The organism is Peribacillus sp. NJ11, from assembly GCF_030348405.1.
Taxonomy (GTDB): Bacteria; Bacillota; Bacilli; order Bacillales; family DSM-1321; genus Peribacillus.
Genome location: NZ_JAUCFO010000001.1, coordinates 5221389 through 5242616, shown reverse-complemented (window position 1 = coordinate 5242616; position 21228 = coordinate 5221389). Strand labels below are relative to the sequence as shown.

The 21228-nt window shown below is 38.8% G+C and carries 22 protein-coding genes; 18 read left to right on the top strand and 4 right to left on the bottom strand.

The window, feature by feature from the left end:
* Positions 1-3: 3 nt before the first annotated feature.
* The 11 genes from kynA to QUF86_RS25580 all read left to right on the top strand — a co-directional run bounded on the left by kynA (position 4) and on the right by QUF86_RS25580 (position 10427).
* A complete protein-coding gene (kynA, locus tag QUF86_RS25630; RefSeq protein WP_289336066.1) occupies positions 4-849 on the top strand; it encodes a tryptophan 2,3-dioxygenase in 846 nt (281 codons plus the stop codon).
* 25 nt (positions 850-874) lie between these two features.
* Positions 875-1501, top strand: a complete 627-nt coding sequence (gene kynB / locus QUF86_RS25625) for an arylformamidase (protein WP_289336065.1) — start codon at positions 875-877, stop codon at positions 1499-1501.
* 16 nt (positions 1502-1517) lie between these two features.
* Positions 1518-2171: a nicotinate (nicotinamide) nucleotide adenylyltransferase gene (gene nadD / locus QUF86_RS25620; RefSeq protein WP_289317404.1), complete on the top strand. Its 654-nt coding sequence runs from the start codon at positions 1518-1520 to the stop codon at positions 2169-2171.
* Positions 2172-2430: 259 nt separating this feature from the next.
* Positions 2431-3468 (top strand): sulfate ABC transporter substrate-binding protein, encoded by a 1038-nt coding sequence (locus tag QUF86_RS25615; protein ID WP_289336064.1) that lies wholly within the window; start codon positions 2431-2433, stop codon positions 3466-3468.
* Positions 3469-3536: 68 nt separating this feature from the next.
* A complete protein-coding gene (gene cysT, locus QUF86_RS25610) occupies positions 3537-4376 on the top strand; it encodes a sulfate ABC transporter permease subunit CysT (RefSeq protein WP_289327263.1) in 840 nt (279 codons plus the stop codon).
* Between the two features lie 11 nt (positions 4377-4387).
* A complete protein-coding gene (gene cysW, locus QUF86_RS25605) occupies positions 4388-5272 on the top strand; it encodes a sulfate ABC transporter permease subunit CysW (RefSeq protein ID WP_289336063.1) in 885 nt (294 codons plus the stop codon).
* Positions 5273-5283: 11 nt separating this feature from the next.
* Positions 5284-6348 (top strand): sulfate/molybdate ABC transporter ATP-binding protein, encoded by a 1065-nt coding sequence (locus QUF86_RS25600; protein ID WP_289336062.1) that lies wholly within the window; start codon positions 5284-5286, stop codon positions 6346-6348.
* A 522-nt stretch (positions 6349-6870) separates the two neighbouring features.
* Positions 6871-8232: a C40 family peptidase gene (locus tag QUF86_RS25595; RefSeq protein ID WP_289336061.1), complete on the top strand. Its 1362-nt coding sequence runs from the start codon at positions 6871-6873 to the stop codon at positions 8230-8232.
* Positions 8233-8429: 197 nt separating this feature from the next.
* A complete protein-coding gene (locus QUF86_RS25590; protein WP_289318449.1) occupies positions 8430-8864 on the top strand; it encodes a hypothetical protein in 435 nt (144 codons plus the stop codon).
* Entirely contained in the window at positions 8852-9151 is a 300-nt protein-coding gene (locus QUF86_RS25585; RefSeq protein WP_289317400.1) for a YxcD family protein, read from the top strand. Before QUF86_RS25590 ends, QUF86_RS25585 begins: the two co-directional genes overlap by 13 nt.
* Before the next feature lie 298 nt (positions 9152-9449).
* Positions 9450-10427, top strand: a complete 978-nt coding sequence (locus QUF86_RS25580) for an aldose 1-epimerase (RefSeq protein WP_289336060.1) — start codon at positions 9450-9452, stop codon at positions 10425-10427.
* 40 nt (positions 10428-10467) lie between these two features.
* Here the strand turns inward: QUF86_RS25580 and QUF86_RS25575 are convergent, their stop codons facing one another.
* Complete coding sequence (locus QUF86_RS25575; protein WP_289317398.1) at positions 10468-11856, bottom strand: amino acid permease; 1389 nt, start codon at positions 11854-11856, stop codon at positions 10468-10470.
* A gap of 536 nt (positions 11857-12392) precedes the next feature.
* On the opposite strand from QUF86_RS25575, the gene QUF86_RS25570 reads away from it, so the two are divergent.
* From QUF86_RS25570 to QUF86_RS25560, 3 genes are all read left to right on the top strand, one after another.
* The gene (locus QUF86_RS25570) at positions 12393-12560 is read left to right on the top strand and encodes a YezD family protein (protein WP_289317397.1); all 168 of its coding nucleotides are present in this window, start codon (positions 12393-12395) and stop codon (positions 12558-12560) included.
* A 178-nt stretch (positions 12561-12738) separates the two neighbouring features.
* Positions 12739-13524 carry a serine hydrolase gene (locus tag QUF86_RS25565; RefSeq protein WP_289336059.1) on the top strand — a complete coding sequence of 262 codons (786 nt, stop codon included), beginning with the start codon at positions 12739-12741 and terminating at the stop codon, positions 13522-13524.
* A 121-nt stretch (positions 13525-13645) separates the two neighbouring features.
* Positions 13646-14263 carry a YdcF family protein gene (locus QUF86_RS25560; protein WP_289336058.1) on the top strand — a complete coding sequence of 206 codons (618 nt, stop codon included), beginning with the start codon at positions 13646-13648 and terminating at the stop codon, positions 14261-14263.
* Between the two features lie 37 nt (positions 14264-14300).
* Here QUF86_RS25560 and QUF86_RS25555 read toward each other — a convergent pair whose 3' ends face one another.
* A complete protein-coding gene (locus tag QUF86_RS25555; RefSeq protein ID WP_289336057.1) occupies positions 14301-14561 on the bottom strand; it encodes a hypothetical protein in 261 nt (86 codons plus the stop codon).
* 300 nt (positions 14562-14861) lie between these two features.
* Between QUF86_RS25555 and cspC the strand changes: the two genes are divergently transcribed.
* The gene (gene cspC / locus QUF86_RS25550; protein ID WP_010331195.1) at positions 14862-15062 is read left to right on the top strand and encodes a cold shock protein CspC; all 201 of its coding nucleotides are present in this window, start codon (positions 14862-14864) and stop codon (positions 15060-15062) included.
* A 126-nt stretch (positions 15063-15188) separates the two neighbouring features.
* On the opposite strand, the gene QUF86_RS25545 is transcribed toward cspC, so the two are convergent.
* On the bottom strand, positions 15189-15356 hold the full coding sequence (locus tag QUF86_RS25545) for a hypothetical protein (protein WP_289317393.1): 168 nt from the start codon (positions 15354-15356) through the stop codon (positions 15189-15191).
* A gap of 656 nt (positions 15357-16012) precedes the next feature.
* Here QUF86_RS25545 and QUF86_RS25540 point away from each other — a divergent pair.
* The 3 genes from QUF86_RS25540 (at position 16013) to QUF86_RS25530 (ending at position 19216) form a co-directional block, all read left to right on the top strand.
* The gene (locus QUF86_RS25540; RefSeq protein WP_289336056.1) at positions 16013-17098 is read left to right on the top strand and encodes a CdaR family transcriptional regulator; all 1086 of its coding nucleotides are present in this window, start codon (positions 16013-16015) and stop codon (positions 17096-17098) included.
* Between the two features lie 113 nt (positions 17099-17211).
* Positions 17212-18366 (top strand): glycerate kinase, encoded by a 1155-nt coding sequence (locus QUF86_RS25535; RefSeq protein WP_289336055.1) that lies wholly within the window; start codon positions 17212-17214, stop codon positions 18364-18366.
* A gap of 628 nt (positions 18367-18994) precedes the next feature.
* Positions 18995-19216, top strand: a complete 222-nt coding sequence (locus QUF86_RS25530) for an HPr family phosphocarrier protein (RefSeq protein ID WP_289336054.1) — start codon at positions 18995-18997, stop codon at positions 19214-19216.
* A gap of 307 nt (positions 19217-19523) precedes the next feature.
* On the opposite strand, the gene QUF86_RS25525 is transcribed toward QUF86_RS25530, so the two are convergent.
* Positions 19524-20891: a citrate:proton symporter gene (locus tag QUF86_RS25525; protein ID WP_289336053.1), complete on the bottom strand. Its 1368-nt coding sequence runs from the start codon at positions 20889-20891 to the stop codon at positions 19524-19526.
* Positions 20892-21228 lie beyond the last annotated feature (337 nt).

Genomic DNA, 21228 nt, shown 5'->3' with positions numbered 1-21228 from the left:
GGTATGGATAAGGGACCAAAGGATAAACATCGTTTGGAAGAAGGGATGGTAACTGATTTTGAGAAGGATATGTCCTATGGGGACTACCTGCATTTAAATCAAATATTATCGAGTCAGTACCGGCTTTCCGGACATCACGATGAAATGCTGTTCATCATCATTCACCAAACCAGTGAATTATGGATGAAATTGATCCTCCATGAATTGACTGCAGCAACGGAACATATTGAGGCAGGGCACTTGGAGCCTTCCTTTAAGATGCTATCCAGAGTGGCTAGGATCCAACAGCAACTTGTTCAATCCTGGAATGTGCTTTCGACCTTAACGCCATCTGATTATATGGAATTCCGAGATAAACTAGGAAACTCTTCCGGATTTCAATCATTTCAGAACAGGTTGATAGAATTTGCATTGGGTCAAAAGAATTCGCAAATATTGGCGGTTTTCCGTCATCAGCCTGAGCTGTATGAGTCGATGATGGCTGCTTTGAATAAACCTAGTATTTATGATGCGGCGATTGGGGCTTTGGCTGCAAAAGGACTTCCCGTTGATGAATCAGTCTTGAACAGGGATTGGTCTGAAACCTATCGGGAAAATGCCAGTGTCGAAAGCGCGTGGCTGAAAGTTTACCGTGATGTGCATAAATACTGGGATTTGTATGAGTTGGCCGAAAAACTCGTTGATATTGGAAGTCAGCAACAATTCTGGAGATTCAATCATATGAGCACTGTCGAGCGGATCATCGGTAATAAGATGGGAACGGGCGGATCATCCGGTGTAAGTTATCTGAAGAAAGTGGTCGAACAGCCATTTTTTCCTGAGCTTTGGACTTTAAGGACCAAACTGTAAGCTTTGACTGGAGGGGAAATTATAGATGAATCCATGGTTAGATATTTCTCAGCGCCTGAATGAAAGTACGCCATATTGGCCAGGAGATGCACCATATTCATATCGGCTTAATTCATCAATAGCGGAGGGGGCATCCGTGAATGTAGGGGAAATTCGGATGAGTACCCATTTAGGAACCCATATTGATGCGCCATTTCATTTTGATGGACAGGGAAGAAAAATCATCGAACTTGATATCGATTTATATATTGGCACTGCACTTGTAGTAAAGGTGGATGCAGCTGAAAGTATTGGCATCAAAGATTTTGAAGGCATTGAATTGACAGGTGTCCGACGGTTGTTGCTGGGTACTGGACAATGGAAGGACCACAGCCGTTTTCCTGAATGGATTCCAGTGGTTGAACCAGGTTTAGCACCCTTCCTTGCAAATAAAGGAGTGAGGCTGCTTGGGATTGATTTACCTTCCGTTGACTTTCTCGACAGCAAAGAATTGCCTGCACATCATGCGCAGTCTGGCTGTGGGATTCATATCCTGGAAGGGCTGGTCCTTGACGGACTTGAGCCTGGGCTATACGATTTGGCTGCATTACCGCTTGCATTAGAAGCAGGGGATGGGAGTCCGGTCAGGGCCGTGGTAAAAAAGAAAGGCTGATGAGGGGGATATAAGGATGGGCAAAATTGGAGTTTATGGATCCTCCTTCGATCCAGTCACCAATGTGCATTTATGGACAGCATCCACCATTGCGCATCGTGCTAAGCTAGACAAGGTGATTTTTTTGCCTTGTGCCAATGGCCGCATCGATAAACAGATGAAAACGAGCAATGGACACCGTTGGAAAATGCTTGGGCTGGCAATAGGGGGCAACCCGTTATTCGAAGTTAGTGATTATGAAATTAATGAACGTGCTGGAACGAGTAAACAATATACTTGGTATACGATGGAATATTTTAAATCAAGATATCCTAAGGATGAAGTTTATTTCATAATGGGTGCGGATTTACTTGAAGATATTGATAATCAGGAGTTACCGATCCACTTACGATGGAAATTCAGGGAAAAGTTGATTGCCAATCATAAATTCATCGTCATGGCACGGGATGGGATCGATATGTTGAAAATCATATCCAAAAGTCCATTGCTAAGGAATTATGATGATGGCAATACATTTCACCTTATAGATAAAGGCCTTTCCATGGAAATCAGTTCTACATATATAAGGGATGAATTCGCGATGGGTGGGGAACCAAGATATTTACTGCCTGATCAGTGCTATCAGTATATTGTGGACAATAAGCTGTATCAAAAAGGATCAAATTCTTAAGTGTCGGGCTCGATCTCTCCGTGGATCGAGCTCTTTCGTATGGAAAATTCATTCACCTTCGATACGTGAATGAGTTTAAATAAAAGGACATGTTTATTAATAAAAACATAGTTGACAACTTGGTATACTATGCTTTATGTTAATGATACATAAATTCAGAATATTTGCTGATCAGAGAACTGAAGGCATACTATCTCCTTGAAAAAAAATTAAAAGGGAAGTAGTGTGCGTTTTTTGTTGCAAAAACAGGGGGGATTCCATGAAAAAGTTGATGAAATTGACAAGTTTGATATTAGCCTTCGGTGTACTTGCAGGATGTAACTCGGAAAAAACGGAAGGGGACGGGACATCAAAGTCAAAGACACTTGAGCTATTGAATGTGTCATACGATCCGACACGCGAATTGTACCAGGAATTCAATGAAGCGTTTGTGAAGCACTGGAAGGAAGAATCGGGTCAGGATGTAACGGTTCAACAATCCCATGGCGGATCTGGTAAACAGGGTAGGGCTGTCATTGATGGATTGGAAGCGGATGTCGTTACATTGGCATTGGCCTATGATATTGATGCCATTTATGAAGCTAGTAACCTATTAGCGGGGGATTGGCAGAAACGTCTGCCGGAAAACTCGACACCTTACACCTCAACCATTGTGTTTTTGGTAAAAAAGGATAACCCTAAAGGCATTAAAGATTGGGATGATTTAACCAAAAAGGATGTTTCCGTAATTACACCAAATCCAAAGACAAGCGGAGGGGCAAGGTGGAATTACCTGGCAGCCTGGGCTTATGCAGAGAAGAATTTCGATAATGACGAAACAAAAGTAAAGGATTTCATGAAAAAACTTTATCAAAATGTTGAAGTTCTGGATTCAGGGGCACGTGGTGCAACCACCACTTTTGTAGAAAGGGGAATTGGTGACGTACTTATCGCTTGGGAGAATGAAGCCTATTTAACACTTGAAGAATTCGGTGATGACAAATATGAAATCGTCAATCCTTCGATCAGTATATTAGCAGAGCCACCGGTAGCTGTTGTCGACGAAGTGGTCGAGAAAAAAGGAACCAAGGAAGTGGCTGAAGCCTACCTGGAATACCTATATACGGATGCAGGTCAGGAAATTGCCGCGAAAAACTTCTATCGTCCAAGGGATGAGAAGGTTCTCGCTGAATATGAAGACCAATTTGCAAATATCGATATGGTGACTGTCGATGATACGTTTGGCGGGTGGAAAAAAGCCCAGGAAAAACATTTCAATGATGGTGGTACATTTGACGAAATTTATCAACCGCAATAAGCATGGGGGAGAAGATGGATATTCACATCTTCTCCTTCATAAATCAGAAAAAGAGCTGGGGCGAAGCGATGAATATAGCGACAGAAGGAAAACAGAAGAAAAAGAGGACCATACCCGGTTTTGGATTGACGATGGGGTTTACGTTGCTGTATCTCACCATCATCGTTTTGATCCCATTATCCATGGTTTTTCTAAACACATTTTCAATGGGATTTCAGGATTTTTGGGCGACCATAACTGAACCAAGGGTTGTCGCTTCGTATAAATTGAGTTTTTTGACAGCGTTAACTGCGGCCTTCGTGAACGCAGTTTTTGGCGTTTTAATTGCCTGGGTGCTTACTCGTTATGAGTTTCCCGGCAAGCGGATCATCGATGGGCTGGTTGATTTGCCTTTTGCCCTCCCGACTGCTGTGGCAGGGATTACTTTGACGACTTTGTACTCACCGAACGGATGGATCGGGCAATTTTTCAGCTTTAAAATCGCTTTCACTCCTATCGGGATTATCATCGCCCTTATATTCATCGGTCTTCCATTCGTAGTGCGGATGGTTCAACCGGTGCTTGAAAATATCGAAAAAGGGATGGAAGAGGCATCTGCTTCTTTAGGGGCGAATCGAATGCAGACATTCATTAAAATTATTTTCCCGGAATTGATTCCAGCGATATTGACGGGTTTTGCACTTTCTTTTGCGAGGGCACTTGGAGAGTATGGATCCGTTGTCTTCATTGCAGGAAATATGCCGTTTAAAACGGAGATTTCCCCGCTGATCATCATGACAAAGCTCGAACAGTATGATTATGAAGGGGCAACAGCTGTTGCAGCCGTCATGCTCATTATTACATTCATAATTTTGTTCACCATCAATATCTTACAATGGTGGACCGGCAAAAGATATTCAGGGAAGTAGGAGGGGACATGTTGGAACATGATAATTCGGTGGTTGCAAAAACGAATGACCCGGTCATTATAACGAGAAACGCAACAAAAGAGCCTAAATCCATACAGTGGGTCCTTATTTCCATTGTATTGCTATTTCTGACTTTGTTTTTAGTTGTCCCATTAATCGCGATCTTTGTAAAGGCATTCGAAAAAGGTGCCGAAACATATTTTGCGGCCATTTCCCATCCTGATTCCCTGGCTGCGATTAAATTGACATTGATCGTTGTCCTCATCACTGTGCCGCTCAATGCCATATTTGGGGTAGTGGCTGCGTGGACCATAACAAAATATGATTTTAAGGGGAAAAACTTTTTAATAACGTTGATAGATTTGCCTTTTTCCGTTTCCCCAGTCATAGCCGGTTTGATTTTTGTCCTTCTCTTCGGCTTGCATGGAACACTTGGTCCATTGCTGCAAACCTTTGACATTAAAGTGATCTTTTCAATACCAGGGATTGTCATCGCCTCCATTTTCATTACCTTTCCATTCATTGCGCGTGAATTGATCCCGCTCATGCAAAGTCAGGGGACGTCTGAAGAAGAGGCATCACTAACGCTGGGGGCGGGAGGGTTTAAGACATTTTGGTACGTAACCCTTCCCAATATAAAATGGGGACTATTATATGGAGTTATACTTTGCAATGCCAGGACAATCGGGGAGTTTGGGGCTGTATCGGTCGTATCGGGCCATATACGGGGGATGACCAATACGATGCCGCTTCATATTGAAATCTTATACAATGAATATCAATTTTCAGCTGCTTTTGCCGTTGCATCCCTGATGTCCATTTTTGCAATCATAACCTTGATCATTAAAAGTTTCATAGAATGGAAAACGGACTTTAAATCAACAAAAGCGAGTTAGGGGGGAATGAAATGAGTATCATCATTGAAAATGTTACAAAATATTACGGGTCTTATCAAGCTCTCCAAAACATTAATATGGAAATAAAAAGCGGGGAACTCGTAGCACTTCTTGGCCCGTCCGGATCTGGAAAAACGTCATTACTGCGTATCATTGCGGGTCTTGAACAGGCAGAGAACGGAAAGATCCTCTTTAATGAAGAGAATTACACGCATAAGCATGTAAAAGATCGAAATGTTGGTTTCGTCTTCCAGCATTATGCCCTTTTTCGCAATATGACCATTTTTGATAATATTGCCTATGGATTGAAGGTCCGTCCTAGAAAAATAAGGCCAAGTAAAAAAGTGATTGAACAGAAGGTTACCGAGTTGCTTCAGCTCGTCAAGCTGGAAGGATATAAAGATCGTTATCCATCCCAATTATCAGGCGGCCAACGCCAGCGTGTTGCTTTGGCAAGGGCACTTGCGGTTGAACCGAATATTCTTTTGCTTGATGAACCATTCGGGGCATTGGATGCCAAGGTTCGTAAAGAACTTCGGCGATGGCTAAGAAGGCTTCATGATGAATTCAACGTTACGAGTGTGTTCGTGACGCATGATCAGGAAGAGGCGATGGATGTAGCTGATCGGGTCGTAATCATGAATGAAGGGAAAATTGAACAGATTGGTACTCCGGAAGAAGTTTATGATCAACCGCAAAATCCATTTGTTTATGATTTTCTCGGCAGTGTCAATCTTTTCAAAGGCAACGTTCACCAAGGGAAATTGGTAACTGGGAATGTGGAAATGAATGCCCCGGGCAGTGAAGATGGATTGGGAACGGGTTATGTAAGGGCTCATAACTTTATCATAGAAAGAGCATCATCAGAAAAGGATTCGATTGCTTCCATAATTGACCACATTCATACAATTGGCCCCATCGTCCGGATAGAAGTCATTCGTCAGGATACAAACGAACCGCTGGAAATCGAACTGACGAAAGAACAATACTTGAATCTGGAAATAAGCAAAGGGGAAAGGGTATTCGTCCGGCCAAAAGAATTGAAAGTTTTTGTCGACTTTATGGCTGGAATTTAAGAATGGGTCGAATATTGACGGAAAAACCGCTGAAGAGCGGTTTTTTTAGTTTTTTAATGAGGATATTAGCGAACTTTCCTGTATCAATGGTAAATAAGCTGCAATCTGATACAAAAGGGCTTCTATGCGTTCGAACAATGTGAGTTTTTACCTGCCGATAGTCTATAGTCCCTTGGTGCTAAACACTAGATAGAAAGTCTTGCATCAAAATACGAAGATGGTTTTGTAAGATATTGGTTGTGTTATCACGAGGAAAAGTCGAATTCTTACGTATAATGTTAAAATTGAAATGTAATTGTAACATTAATATTACGTATTTGACAAAATCTGATGATATACTACGACTTAGGTGAAAACATAGTAGAGTATCAGAAGTGTATTTAATATAATTACAACCTTAGAAGATTACATAAAGAGTAAAAAAAATAGAGAAGAGTTCCCAGCAATTTATTTTGACTAATCATTTTTCATAGAGAAAAAGAAGTGGGTCGATGGAAATGCACGGGGAGGAAAGCAGGGGAAATGAGTTTGAAGAAAAAACTTATCGTATTGAACACGACAATTATGCTAGGATTGGGAAGCGCTTTTGCCATACCATCAGTGAAAGCTGAAGAAAATATCTCGGATATTCAATCGCAACGCACAGGAATACAATCGGATATTTCAGAGGCGGAACAAGTTATTCAGGAACTAAAAAAAGAACAGTCGAAAATGAATTCCCAAATTGCCCAGATTGAAACGGCAATGAGAGAAAATGACGAAAAAATCAAAGATACTAAACAAGAAATTAAAGACACGGAAAAAGATATAGTTTCTTTAAAGAAAGAAATTAAAGCGTTGGAAGAAAGAATCGCAAAACGCGAGGAAGTCTTGAAAGAGCGCGCCCTTTCATTCCAAGAGAGCGGCGGGGACGTTGAGTACCTTGAAGTTGTTTTAGGTTCTAAAAGCTTTGGTGAATTCGTTAATCGTGTTGGAGCGGTAGCTACAATTGTGGAAGCGGACCAACAGATTCTTAGCGAGCAGGAAGCGGATAAAGCTGACTTAGAAAAAAAACAAGCAACCGTAGAGAAAAAATTGCAAAACCTAAAGGATATGGAAGTAGAACTTAAAGGTATGCAATCTCAAATTGAAGATCAAAAAGCAGAAACTGTCAATATGAAGGCAAAGATTGAAAAGAAAGAAGCGGAAACAGAGGCCCTTAAACAATCTTTAGAGAATAAAGATGCAGGTTTAGAAGCACAAATAGCATCCATTCGTGAAAATATCAAAAAAGAGGAAGAACGTAAAGCATCTGAGAAAGCTGATCTTGACCGTGCTGCTGAAAAAGTGAATTCTTCAAATTCTTCTAGTGAAGAATCGCCAAGTTCTTCTAAAGGCGAAGCGTCGGCGTCAGGTTCGTCTAAAGGTGAATCATCTTCATCTTCAAATTCAACTAAAAACAGTTCTGCTGATAAACCTGCAGCCAGTAAAACTGAAGCATCAAGCAAGCCAAGCAGTGCAAATACAGGCTCTGCAATTACAGCAGGTTATAAATATATCGGTAACTCCACATATAAATTTGGTGGCGGAAGAACGGCATCCGATATCGCTAACGGTTTATTCGATTGTTCAGGGTTCGTTGCATGGGCTTATAAACAAGCTGGTGTGAACCTTCCAGCCAGTACGGATGCATTGAAAAATGCAGGACGTCAAGTATCTGATAGTCAAAAACAACCTGGAGATTTAGTATTTTTCAATACCTATAAAACTGATGGGCATGTCGGAATTTATGTCGGCGGCGGCAAATTTATCGGTTCCCAAAGTTCAACAGGTGTTGCAATTGCCAATATGGAAAGTGGATATTGGGCATCTGTATACAACGGCCGTGTCGTTCGTGTAAATTAATGGTTCCTTAATAAGCAGGGGTAAATGCCCCTGCTTATTTTTTTTGAAAAAATATCGAAAAAAGTGAAACTTATTTTGATATTCAACGTAAATACTATAAGATAAAACAAGGATAGGTGATGTGGACTTTCAGTTAATCTGGGAAAAGTTATAATGAAACAACATTCCATACTATTAAACGGAGGCAAAAAAACATGATGAAAAAATTTATGGCTGCATTACTTACAATTACACTAGCATTCTCTCCAGTCGGCACTTATGTATTCCAGGATCATTCGGAGTCAGTCGATGCAAGGGGTTACAAGTCTGGAAAAAGAAGCTTTAACAGCAACAACAATAATAATTCGAATTTCCAAAATAAAGAAACGAAGAAATCCGATGCCACTACTACTAATAAAGCAAAAACTGGAAACACATTTAATAAAGGCGGCTTAATGAAAGGGATTATGCTAGGCGGACTGGCAGGATTACTTTTTGGTAGCCTATTCGCCAATATGGGAGCCCTTGGTTCTATACTTGGACTATTAATCAACGTGTTAGCGGTTGTTGCATTAATCGTTGTAATCCGTAAAATATTCACATATTTCAAAGATAAGAAGAAGAAAGAGGATCCAAACCCATGGAGAGGCTAAAGATTTCCGAACAAGATATCATCAATGCGGTTTGTGTTTACATTGCCCGTAAAAAGCAGGTACAACCTAATGAGGTAGAAGTGGAGTTAATGTATGATGATGATTATGGCTTTTCGGCTGAAACGTTTGTCGATGGCCGGAAACAAGTGTTAATCACCATCAACTTGATAGAAGCACTTCGCTTATGGCTGGATGAATATTTGAATAAAGATCCATATTCGGGTATTGAACTTGTTTTGGATGATGAAGAGGGAATAGTGGCTTTAGTAAGTGAAAGTAATCGATAAGTAAAAAAGGATGCCGTAAAGGCGTCCTTTTTTTATTTTTTAAGATATTCGTAAAAACTATATACATGCAATGAAAACGACTCTATTAAAAGTCGAGTTTAGGGGTAGTAGATCGGTGCAAAAGAAAGAATCTAAGATAATAGATAGGTATTAAAGCAAACTAGGCAAAATCTTAATTACTGGCAACATGGTTAAGAAATACCGATGTTTCTTTTTGGTGTATTTTCATTCCATTTGTTGCAAAAAATGGTTGTTGGAAGTAGGATGGATATATGTTCAAGCAAAAGGAGGAGAGTAAGTGACCGGTTATATAGAGGATATCACTTTTTTAAATGAAAAGGCCATAAAGTTCGGCAATGAAAAAGTGGAAGCGATACTTGCACCATCTTTAGGAAGCAATCTACTTTCGTTGAAGTACAAGCGAAAGGATATTGAGGTGCTGCGAACTCCAGATAGTTTGGAAGAATTTAAAAAGGTCCCCATTTTATACGGGATGCCAATCTTGTTCCCTCCCAATCGAATTGAAGATGGCCAATTTACATATAAGGAGACTACGTATAAGTTTCCTATCAATGAAATGGAAAAATCCAATCATATTCATGGTTTTTTGCATGACAAACCGTGGCAAGTCTGCAAAAAAGAAGTGAACGGGAATGAAATCGTCATTAATACTGAGTTTTCAAGCAGTGATTTTGCTTATCTAAAAGGCAGCTTTCCGCAAGATATTACAGTGAAAATGTCTTTGTCTTTAAGCGGTGAAACATTGGATATAAAATTGGAAATCACCAACAAGGGCATCGAATCCTTTCCGTGGGGAGCAGGTTATCATACTGTATTCAATTTTCCATTTGGGCCAGGGAGTAAGTTGGAAGATTGCAGAATATCACTTCCCGTCAATAAACAATGGGAGTTGAATGAAAGGTCATTGCCTACTGGCGAAATTCATGAAACGGACAATACATTGGAAATCCAAAACGGATTTAGCTTGGAAGGCCGGCTGTTTGATGATCTATTTGGCTATGATGAGGAAAGTTCTCTGGAAAACGAGTGTATTCTCACTGACCATGAGGCTGGCATACAAGTCATTTATCATGGCGATCAATGTTTTAAGTTTTGGGTATTGTTCAATCAGGAGGGGTTCGTCTGTCCGGAACCATACACATGGGTAACGAATGCCCCTAATCTGGATTTATCGGAGGAATTGACAGGATTGAGGGAGTTAAGCTCAGGGGAAACGGTTCAGCTGAAAACTAGACTGGTAATGAAAGAGATATAAAAAAACACCTTGGCACTTTTGAATGCCAAGGTGTTTAAGATTATGCTTTCTTTTTCATCCAGAGCGGGTATAGAACGATTCCAACTACATATAAGGCAATGCCAAGTATGAATGTATTCATATCAGCTGTACCTGTCTTGATGACCCAAATCGAGTAGATTAACGCCAGGATGGTGATAATGCCATCACGAACCCTCGAACCTTTCATGATGTCATAGGTTTCCCCAGTCATGACTAATTTCAATTGATACAGAACTGATGCAAGGTAAGGAATCAAGTATGCGAGTGTAGCGACGATCATTGAGAATTTATAAGCTTCCAAAATCGTTCCCGAAATAGTGGAGAATAAGAATATCTGTGTCATGATATTTGTTATTGTCATAGAACGGACAGGCGTGCCATTTTTGTTTGCTTTTGCAAAATAGGACGGGAACAGATCTGATTTCGCTGCCTGGTAAGGAACTTCAGATGCAACGACAATCCATCCGATTGTAGAACCCAATAAGGAAATGACGGCAAGTGCGGCCATTAAATACGTACCGCTTGAACCGACTACAGCTTGTAGTGCGTCAACAAGTGGTTTTTGTGATATTTTCAAATCGTCTTGAGATATGGCACCCATCGTCAATAAGGTAATGCCGATATAAATGGCAACAGCGATAAGTAAACCTAGAATCGTGGCTTTCTTAACATCATTTTGTGACTTGGCACGGTTTGAAAGCATGACGGCAGCTTCAATACCGATGAATGCCCATAATGTTGAAATTGCAGCAGCATTCACTTGATCACCTAAAGAGATGGCTGAACCTGTCTTATCGTAAAATTCAGCACCGTTCCCCAGATTTGAGGAATCGAAAATGAATATCGTGATAATGATGAAAAATAAGAATCCAAGCACTTTTGTTACCGTAGCAAAAAGATTCAGTTTCCCAGCACTGTTGAAGCTTCTTACCAAGATTGCCTGAATTCCCCAAAGGGCAATGGAACAGACTGCAAAGGTTAGTGCTTTACCAATTTCGAGATGAAACGAACCCGCAGTATAAATCACTTTCGTACTATGCATCACCGGGAAAAACGTTGATAGGTAACCAGCAAATGAAATGATGACAGAAGCTGTCGCCGCCCAATTTGCAGCCCAATAACCCCAAGCCATGCTATATCCTGAAACCCTTCCTTTAGCCCGGGATTTAAATAATGATTGGGCATAACTTTGAGGTCCGGCCTTCAATTCCGGTTTCCGGACTGCCAGGTTACCAAACACCAGAGCTATTAAAAATACTCCCAGTCCAGTAACCATCCATGCCAATGTTGCCCCTAATGGACTGGATACTTGTGCTAATTGAGCAGGGAGCATGAAAATTCCGCCGCCGACCATATTTCCAATTACGAATGTGGTCAAAATCAATAAACCCCATTTTTTATTTACCATATATAATCGAACCTTTCTTAAATACAAAGTGTGTGTTATATACCGACAACTTATACTAAAATAGTATATCTTAAATAGTTTAGTTTGGTAAAGTGGTAAATAAGTAAAATGTAAAACACAGACTAATCAGAAAATTTAAATGCGTGATTGACAAAAGGATTAAATTGGATTATATTAGAAAAAACCGAGTTAATAGGTAAGGATAATGCGGTTTATTGCTTCAAATCGTATACTGGATTTTTCCATAACATTTGCAACTCCTGAATATTGCCGATTAGTCAACTAAAGGCGCCCTTACATCTAATCTGTTAGATGACGGGTGCCTTTTATTTATTATAGTGAAGGGAGGGGAATATGGAGTTCCTATGAACGGGTTATTCTTAATCGGAAGGGTTAAGAGATGAGGATATGATAGGTAACCAAGTTCCTCAAGAAAACATTGAAAGTGGGAAGAGTACGTGTAGATTTTCGTACGATCTCTTTTTAACATTAGGTATGAAACGAAGCTTTATTACCAGTATTGAAGGGGAGATAATATGGAAAAGAAAGAAGAATTGAAAATAAGGCATATCATTTCAAGCTTGGAAGAACTTCAATATGGATCCGTCATAATAACCGTCCATGATGGAGAAATCACACAGGTGGATACAACTGAGAAGAAACGATTCCCATTAGTGAAGGGCCGGGCTGTTAAGACTAGATGAATATCAGTTTTTAAGTGAGCCTTCGATACGAAGGCTCTTTTATTTCGTTTTAATATACAAATTTATTCGATTTGGAATTTTCAAGAAGATTGTACTGCTTTTAACATGGTAGAATAAGTTAGGGTATATGGGAGTTTTTATAGGGACTAATGAAATCTTAAGGAGGAACAGGGAATAGATGACCTTACAAACTATAGAACATGATATCTTGGAATTAGTTGAATCATTTAATGGGAAAATTGCCTATAAAATTGAAAATGAGCTAGGGGATACGATTGGATATCACGAGGATGAACCTTTTCAATCAGCGAGTTTGATCAAAATACCAATGATCATCGAAGGTTATCGTCAAAGCGAACAAAAGATAATCTATTTGAATCAACCAGTTACCATCCCCCCTAATGAAGTGACTGGGGGATCAGGAGTCCTGCATGTTTTATCGAATAAGGTATTTTTAACTGTAGAGGATTTATTGACACTGATGATAACTGTTTCTGACAATACTTCCACGAATATGATGATGAAACTGTTGGGCTTTGAGGAAATAAATCAATGCATCAAGGAACTTGGTTTGAAAAATACCGTCCTTGAACGAAAAATGCAGGATTTTAAGGCATTAAAAGAAGGTCGGGACAATACCATCTCGGCGGAAGATACGATTACCTGCTTAAAAGCTATACATACAGGCGACTTTTTAACGAAAGAAAGCCAGGAAAGAATATTGCGAGTATTTGACAATCAGCAATTAAGGGATAAACTTCCATCATTGATGGGCAGAGGGGTTAAGGTCGCAAGCAAAACGGGCGGAATTCGGGGAGTTGCCCATGATTGTGCAATCATTCGGTCAGAAACACAAACTGTTTATGCTGCAGTTCTTACTGAGGATATGAATTCAGAGGAAGAAAGCCGCCAAGTAATCAGTAAAATTGGAAAGGTGATTTATGATGATATGGTCGCAGATTAAATTGTCCGATTCAATATTTTTGGAATGGTCAACAGGGTTATCACTATTATAAGAAGAAGAGCGGGAAGTCATTCATGATTTCCCGCTCTTCCATATTAGTTATAAGGGGGGATGAGAAAGAATGTTAGATAATGAAAGGAAAATGAAACGGGGGAAAACTTTAAAAAGAGCGATGAAAGTTGGTGTTATTGGTTTTATTGTGTTATTGGGTTATTTCGGTTTTTTACACATGAAAATACAAGAAAGCATTCATCAGCCAATTCCGGAAAATGCCGATTACCTAATAATTCTTGGGGCAAGGGTCAAAGGTTCGGTTCCATCATTATCATTACAATACCGGATTGATAAAGCTGCAGAATATTTAATGGCGAATAAACATACTCTGGTCATTGTATCTGGCGGCAAAGGACCTGGAGAAGATATTTCGGAAGCAAAAGCAATGCAACAAGGGCTAATCGAGCAGGGAATTGAAGAAGTGCGTATCATGATGGAAGACAAATCTACAACAACTCATGAAAATATTGTTTTCTCGAAAGAACTCATTCCTGATCCATCAGCCTCCGGATTGATTGTCAGTAATGATTTTCATATCTACCGAGCCGTTGAAATAGCCAAAAAAGAAGGCTTGGACATGAAGGGAATACCGGCAAAAACGCCAAAAGTGGCATTGTTGAAATCATATTCCCGTGAATATCTGGCTATTACCAAATACTATCTGACAGAGTTGATTGGGAGGTGAATTCGAATTCTCCTAAAGATGGGGGAGGGTACTTTCATTATTCGACTTCCACGACAACATTAGGAACTTCCCAAAAATCTTTCTCTTGATATAACTCTTTAAGTGTCTTATAAACGGGATAACCGGTATAGGAAATCTCGACTCGTTCATCGGCATTCACTTCTTCCACATCTATATCATCAACAAAACCAAGTTGATCATCGATTTCCATTAAATAAAATCCAAGTGCCTCATATCCGCTATAGGCTACAATAACCTTACTGTCAATACCGCTATTAGAAACTTTGTAATATTTCATTGGTTGACCCCCCTCGTTGTTAATTCTATAAGTGAAAATGGTACGGTTTCTTATACTCTGATATACCCCTTAATCTATAACTGAATCATTCAATTGGATAAATAAAGAAAATAAAGGATATAGGGAAGCGGAAAAAGAATGTGCCCTGTCAAATAAATATCACGAGATAATTTGCTATCTTAATCATTTCGTGTTAATCTAATAAAGAATTGTTTTTGATTGTGGAAGAAGGTACTAGTTATTTTCCAAATGATTGAAAATAGTAATACAATGTGTGTTATGCACTAGGAGGCAACAAAAATGGAACAAGGTACAGTTAAATGGTTTAATGCAGAAAAAGGTTTTGGATTTATCGAACGTGAAAATGGAGACGACGTATTCGTACATTTCTCAGCTATCCAAAGCGAAGGCTTCAAGTCTTTAGACGAAGGTCAAAAAGTAACTTTCGACGTTGAGCAAGGTGCTCGTGGAGCTCAAGCTGCTAACGTTCAAAAAGCTTAATTTTAAAATTAAATCGTAACCTATATGAACAGACTCCCTCGATGGGAGTCTGTTTTTTATTGTGCTAAAGAAAGTAAGTAAAAAAAAATCCCACTCTGAGCTGAGTAGGGTTTTAGGGACGTGTTATTAAGATTTTTTTAATTCTTCTTCGAAGAAAAAAGTAGTTGGATGTTCTTTTACAGTATAAGAATATCTTTTCATGTTTTTTACATATGCCCATTTATTAATGGTTACTGATTCATTAGTATCCTGAATAGTTACTGTTTCGCCAGTATTATACTTATTGCTTTTCAATTTATGCACCCTCTTTACTAATAGTATAACATATTTGGTAATAAAAAATGTGTCCAAGATATTCCAAGGATATATTATGTAACTTCCCTTAACTGTATGGGTGGATATATTGATACTGAAAAGGTTCCTATTAGCGTAGATTCGTTCTTTGAGGTCATGTGTCTTTTACTCTGAACAGTGTATTCTTCACATTATGATAAACTAGATCATTGGAAATGCAAGAACTAGTATCAGGTTTACTTCAGGCTTTGGTTACAATGTAAAAGTCAGTAAAAAAGGACCTGATGGTGGGACAAGGATGCCTTTGGCTTTGAGACACCGATTATAAAGGCAAGTGAAACATCGTAAATCAACTTCTGGAGGATCTGAGACTCAACAACTTCTTGGAGTGCACCCATAGATGCCAACTCATTATTTATAGCTACAGAAGGCTTTCAAAGCAATAGGGGCTTATTATTATCTCACAGGTAATCATAAGCGGAGAGTCAACTATAAAAGCCAGTTATAAAAGCATGCTGGTTCAACGGCGAGGGGATTTGAAAAAGGAGGTAATAAAATACTGTAAAACAAAATATATACATTTGAGCAATTCTCCATCTTCTGGTGATAAAATGAAAAAGAAACAGTCCAATCCATTATAAAAGGAATAGATAAGGATGAAAGAAAATTTTCAGATTAGTCCTTCTTTAGCTCAAATGATCGTGGATGCAGCAAAAGAAGTCATTGGAAAAGATATAAACTTTATACATTTAGATGGGAAAGTTGTGGCCAGTACAGACCCAGATCGAGTCGGCTCTTTTCATGCTGCCGCCCTTCAAGTGCAGAAAAAAGGAAGTGTTGTAGAAGTTACTGCGAATGAGGCGTTTAAGGGTGCAAGAAAAGGCATTAATTATCCGGTAATGATCGATCAAATAATGCTGGGTGTTATCGGGATATCCGGAGATCCGGAAGAATGTAAGTCCTTGGGGTTTTTACTGACCAAAATTACAGAAGTATTGATAAAGGAACAAATGATAAAAAACGTCATTCATTCTTTAGACGAATTGCGCTCATCTATTGTTCGCATGCTCATTTTTGAAAATGAAAAAGAGGATACATTCATGAATGAACACTTGCAGCAGCTCCAATATGAGTTAGAAGAGAGAGCGTTTGTCGCTATTATTCATTTGCCAGGTTTGAATAATGCCTCATCACTTCCTGTTAAAATGAATGGGATATTATTAGAACAGGGAATTAAACTTTTTACTTACTTATTTCCAAACCAATACGCCTTAATTATTAACGCATCACAGTATAAATCAATATTACAAATCTTCAATTCATATTTCCGCTCTATGAATGTAAGCTATTCGATCGGGATAGGCAGTATCGGTTATTTAGAGGAACTCGCAAAGTCCTATACGCATGCAAAACTTGCCTTAAAATATGCTCTTTCAAAAAAAGTAACGGTATGCGAATATGCAAAGCTGGATTTAGAAATGATTATGGAAAACATTGATTTCCATATAAGAAAAGACTATGCATCGAAACTCATCGGTGAACTTTCAGAAGCGGAAATAAATCTCTTACATACTTATTACAATAATAACCTTTCGCTGAAGAAGACAGCTGAAGAATTATTTATCCATAAAAATACCTTGCAGTATCGTCTTGATAAAATCGCTCAAAAAACAGCGGCAAACCCAAGGGATTACCATGATTCTGTTAAACTGTATCTTGCTCTTTTACTTCAAACTCTTTAGTTTGAGGTTTTTTGTTTTCTAAAACAAAATTATTAATAATTCTTTGTTACCTAGACTATTACCTTTACCTAAATACTCACCTATAATCAATGTAGATGACGGAGGTGCTAATGATGAAAGTTTTAATTGCCATTGATTCATTTAAAGGAAGTATTTCTTCTATTAAAGGCAGCGAAGCTATTTCTTTAGGTATAAGAGATATCTATCCTGAAGCGCAGATCGTAACACTTCCTTTAGCGGATGGTGGAGAAGGAACAGTGGAGACCTTGGTACAGGCAACCAATGGGAAACTAGTCAAAAAAGAAGTAATAGGGCCTTTAAAAGAAAAAGTAGAGGCAATCTATGGAATTTTGGGTGATGAGAAGACAGCTGTTATTGAAGTAGCTGCAGCTTGTGGTTTACCTCTTGTTCCTTACAACCAACGTAATCCATTCTTTACAACAACATATGGCGTTGGGGAACTCATTTCTGATGCCATAGAAAAAGGATGTCGTGAGTTTGTCATTGGGCTTGGTGGAAGCGCTACAAACGATGCAGGGATTGGCATGCTGCAAGCATTGGGCTTTCGTTTCTATAACATGAACAATGAGAAAGTAGGAGTAGACGGTCAAGCGCTCACAGATATTTGGAAAATGGATCTGGGCCATGTGAATACAAAATTGAAAGAGTGCACATTCAGGGTTGCTTGTGATGTAAAAAACCCTCTTTACGGGCCGGATGGCGCTGCGTGCATTTTTGGGCCTCAAAAAGGAGCAACGCCTGAAATGGTGGGACAACTAGATAAAGGGCTTAAACACTTTGCAGAATTCGTCCTTGATAAGCTGGGTATAGACATCAACCAGATTGAGGGGGCCGGAGCTGCCGGGGGATTAGGCGCTGCTTTTTCAGGTTTCTTACATGCCCATCTCCAGTCTGGAATCGAACTAGTGTTGGAGATTATTGAAATGGAAAAGAGTATGCAAGGTATCGATTTTGTCATTACAGGTGAGGGGAAGTTAGACGGACAAACATCTATGGGAAAGGCACCCCTTGGAGTAGCACAGCTTGCCCAAAAGCATGGGATTCCCGTCCTTGCGCTCGCAGGTGGAATTACTGAAGAGACAGCAGCATTAAACAAACTTGGTGTCACTTCCTATTTTTCTATTGTGAATACGCCAATGACACTGGAAGAAGCGATGGATCCAAAAGTAACGTTCAGCAATTTACGATCAACGACAAATCAATTATTCCGGCTACTTCAAGCCGTTCGAACAGGCGTGAAAACGTAACAGGTAAACATTGGCGAGAGGATGATCATTAAATGAATGCTTTGCTGTTTTTTTTGCGATGTTGAATCGGGAAAAAAGTCAGGAGTACCGTGCACAGCTTCTTCAGTATTTAGATCAAAAGCGCAGTGAAGTAAAAATAGTAGACAATGAACGATTTACTGAAAGGGGGGGAGTTATTCTGAAATATCAGAACATTCTGTTTGTGTGAATTTGATCCATCATTCTTCCCGGGAACCGCTTTACATGTTCCTACTTAGACTGTTTCTTTAGCTGATCTTATTGTTCAAGTGTCAAGAGAGGTATCAAAGTATGATAACGAATGGGCTGATGCCTGCAGCGTTGTTGATAAGAGAAGTGGCATTATAGGTGCTCTTAGATGTCGCCGTTATGGAAAGCTCATAGATACTTTTGCCGTTAGTCGAAGGGAAGCGGCTATAATCGTAAAAAATATGCAACTTAGAAATAAATATTTTTATGTTTATTATAAAAACTTGAATAAACATTGGATTTTAGCAGATATTGTGGATACAAAAATTATTCATGAAAAGGGAAGGAGTTAATAATGTTAGAAAAAAAGATTGTTGTTTGTCTCAAGAAAGGGATTCAGGTAAGAATCGCAGCTTAGTTTGTGGAATTAGCAACGTCCTTCAACGGTGAAATCATGATTATTTTTTTTAAAAAATCACTATCAGCTAAAAGTATCATCGGGGTTGTGGGTGCGGCGATTAGTCCTAGTGATGAAATAAAACTAATTTCAGGGGATAATGATGACAACAAGCCAATTAAGATAATACAAGATATTCTTTCAATTGAACGAAATTTATATTACTTTGTGCCTCATCGATGGTAAAAATATTCGATGAGGCTTGTTTGATAAACAAAGAGTAATGACACTCAAAGAAGAAACAGTCACAATGCAGTTGTCTAACCCTTACAATTGAATTCTACCTGGCTCTGCAGACTGTTCCCTCAAAAAGAACCATCTGTTTCAGTTGATTTAGCTTCAATCTCTATATTTTTTTCTTTTAAATAAAGAAGTAATAATTGACAATACTTTCATATACCTTTTTCAATTGATAGGAAATTTCTATATATTATTCTGACTTAGAATAATCAAAAGAATTGATAGTTGAACTTCATGATATAGCTTTTATCCTTTAGAAAATTGGTAATGACCCAGTTAATATATAAACAGCCAGGTATATAAATATAATTGGCCAAGCATAAATCACATATGTTTTTTGAAAATTCACAAAGTTCGTCTCCGTAGAACTAACTAACATATATAGAGCTGGGATAACTGGGGAAATTAGACGGAATGCCTGTCCCACCATGGAAGCTACAGCCGCTTCGCTAGCAGAAATTCCATATTGCCCCATAACATCTGACATAACCCCGGCAATCCCAAAGTAGAAAGCATCTTGCGGTAAAAATGTAATTGCAGGTGCTGCAATTAACGCGTAGATTGGTGCCATATGTGAGCCTAATGATTCTGGGATAATAGCTGTAATGGATGTTGCTAAAGCAGTTGACATCCCACTACCTGTTAAAACGCCAGAGAAAACCCCAGCAGCCAAAGTTGCCAAAGCTGGTGCTAAAGCATCTGCTGCTAAGTCATCCATTCGTTCATTAACAAGTTTTGCAGACTTATAGTTTACCGTAAGGGCAATTGCTGCACCTATACCAAATAAAACACCGCCATGTGCAACATCCAACACAAGCATAACTAAAATAACGAGGGTTAAAATCAAATTAAAAGCATAGAGTTTGGGTCTCTTTAATTCAGGGTCTTTTAGACGAATAGCGTTTAACATGCTTTCCATTTGATCAGGAGAAATATCTTTAGCAGTTTTAGGATCAAAGTTTAAGCGCTTTCGTTCTTTTATTCCAATAAAATAAGCCATGAAAATTGCATATACTTCAGCAACTAGCATTCCTGGCAATAAATTTGCGAACAATTCGCTAATACTTACACCCATTGCTGTGCTCGCAGCAATTGTTGGACCTCCCCATGGTAACTGATTAAAAATTCCAATTGGGGTAACGATAATTACAGCTAAATAAATTAGCTTAATATTCATTTGTTTATAAAGTTGAAGGAAAGCAGCAACACAGATAATAATAGTTGTAGTAGTATCACCGTTCATAGTGACTACTGTCGCAGTTAAAACTGTTGCCATAGTAACTTTCAGTGGGTCACCTTTAGCCTTTTTAATAAAGAATTCGCATAAAGGGTCAAACAAACCGACATTAAGCATTACACCAAAATACAACACCGCAAATAAGATAACAATTGCAGGTGAAATAACCCCAATGGATACCTTTCCTGTTTCTTCATTAACACTAAATAAAATACCTTCTTTAATCCATTCAAAGAGATCCAAAAAGGAAGCGCCCGTTACAAAGGTAGCAATTGCTCCAAAAGCAAATGGAACAATTGTTAATGCCCCGAATACAGATAATTTATTTTTTGAGAGAAGTACAATGAATACAATGATCATTAATAATGCTAGGAATGTTAGCATACAAACCACCTCCCGTAAAAATTATGAAATAAAATTATTTGAAACTTTAAATAGTTAAGTGTATTACTACATTGTTAAGCTATGAATATATTAATCTTTCATTCGGAACCTCATCAGAAGGACCAACTTTTAATGAGGTTCTAGGCTCTTATTCATTTACTTGATGAAACTAGCTTGTTTACTGATTTCTTCATAAGCTTTTCTTTTCGTTCACTAAAAATTGCATACTCAACTTTCTTGGACTGTTAAATTTTTTAGTAACTTTACTTTATACGCCTCCTTATAACATTAATTGGTAGTATCATTTACAACCTAAGTAGAACTTTTAGAATCCTAC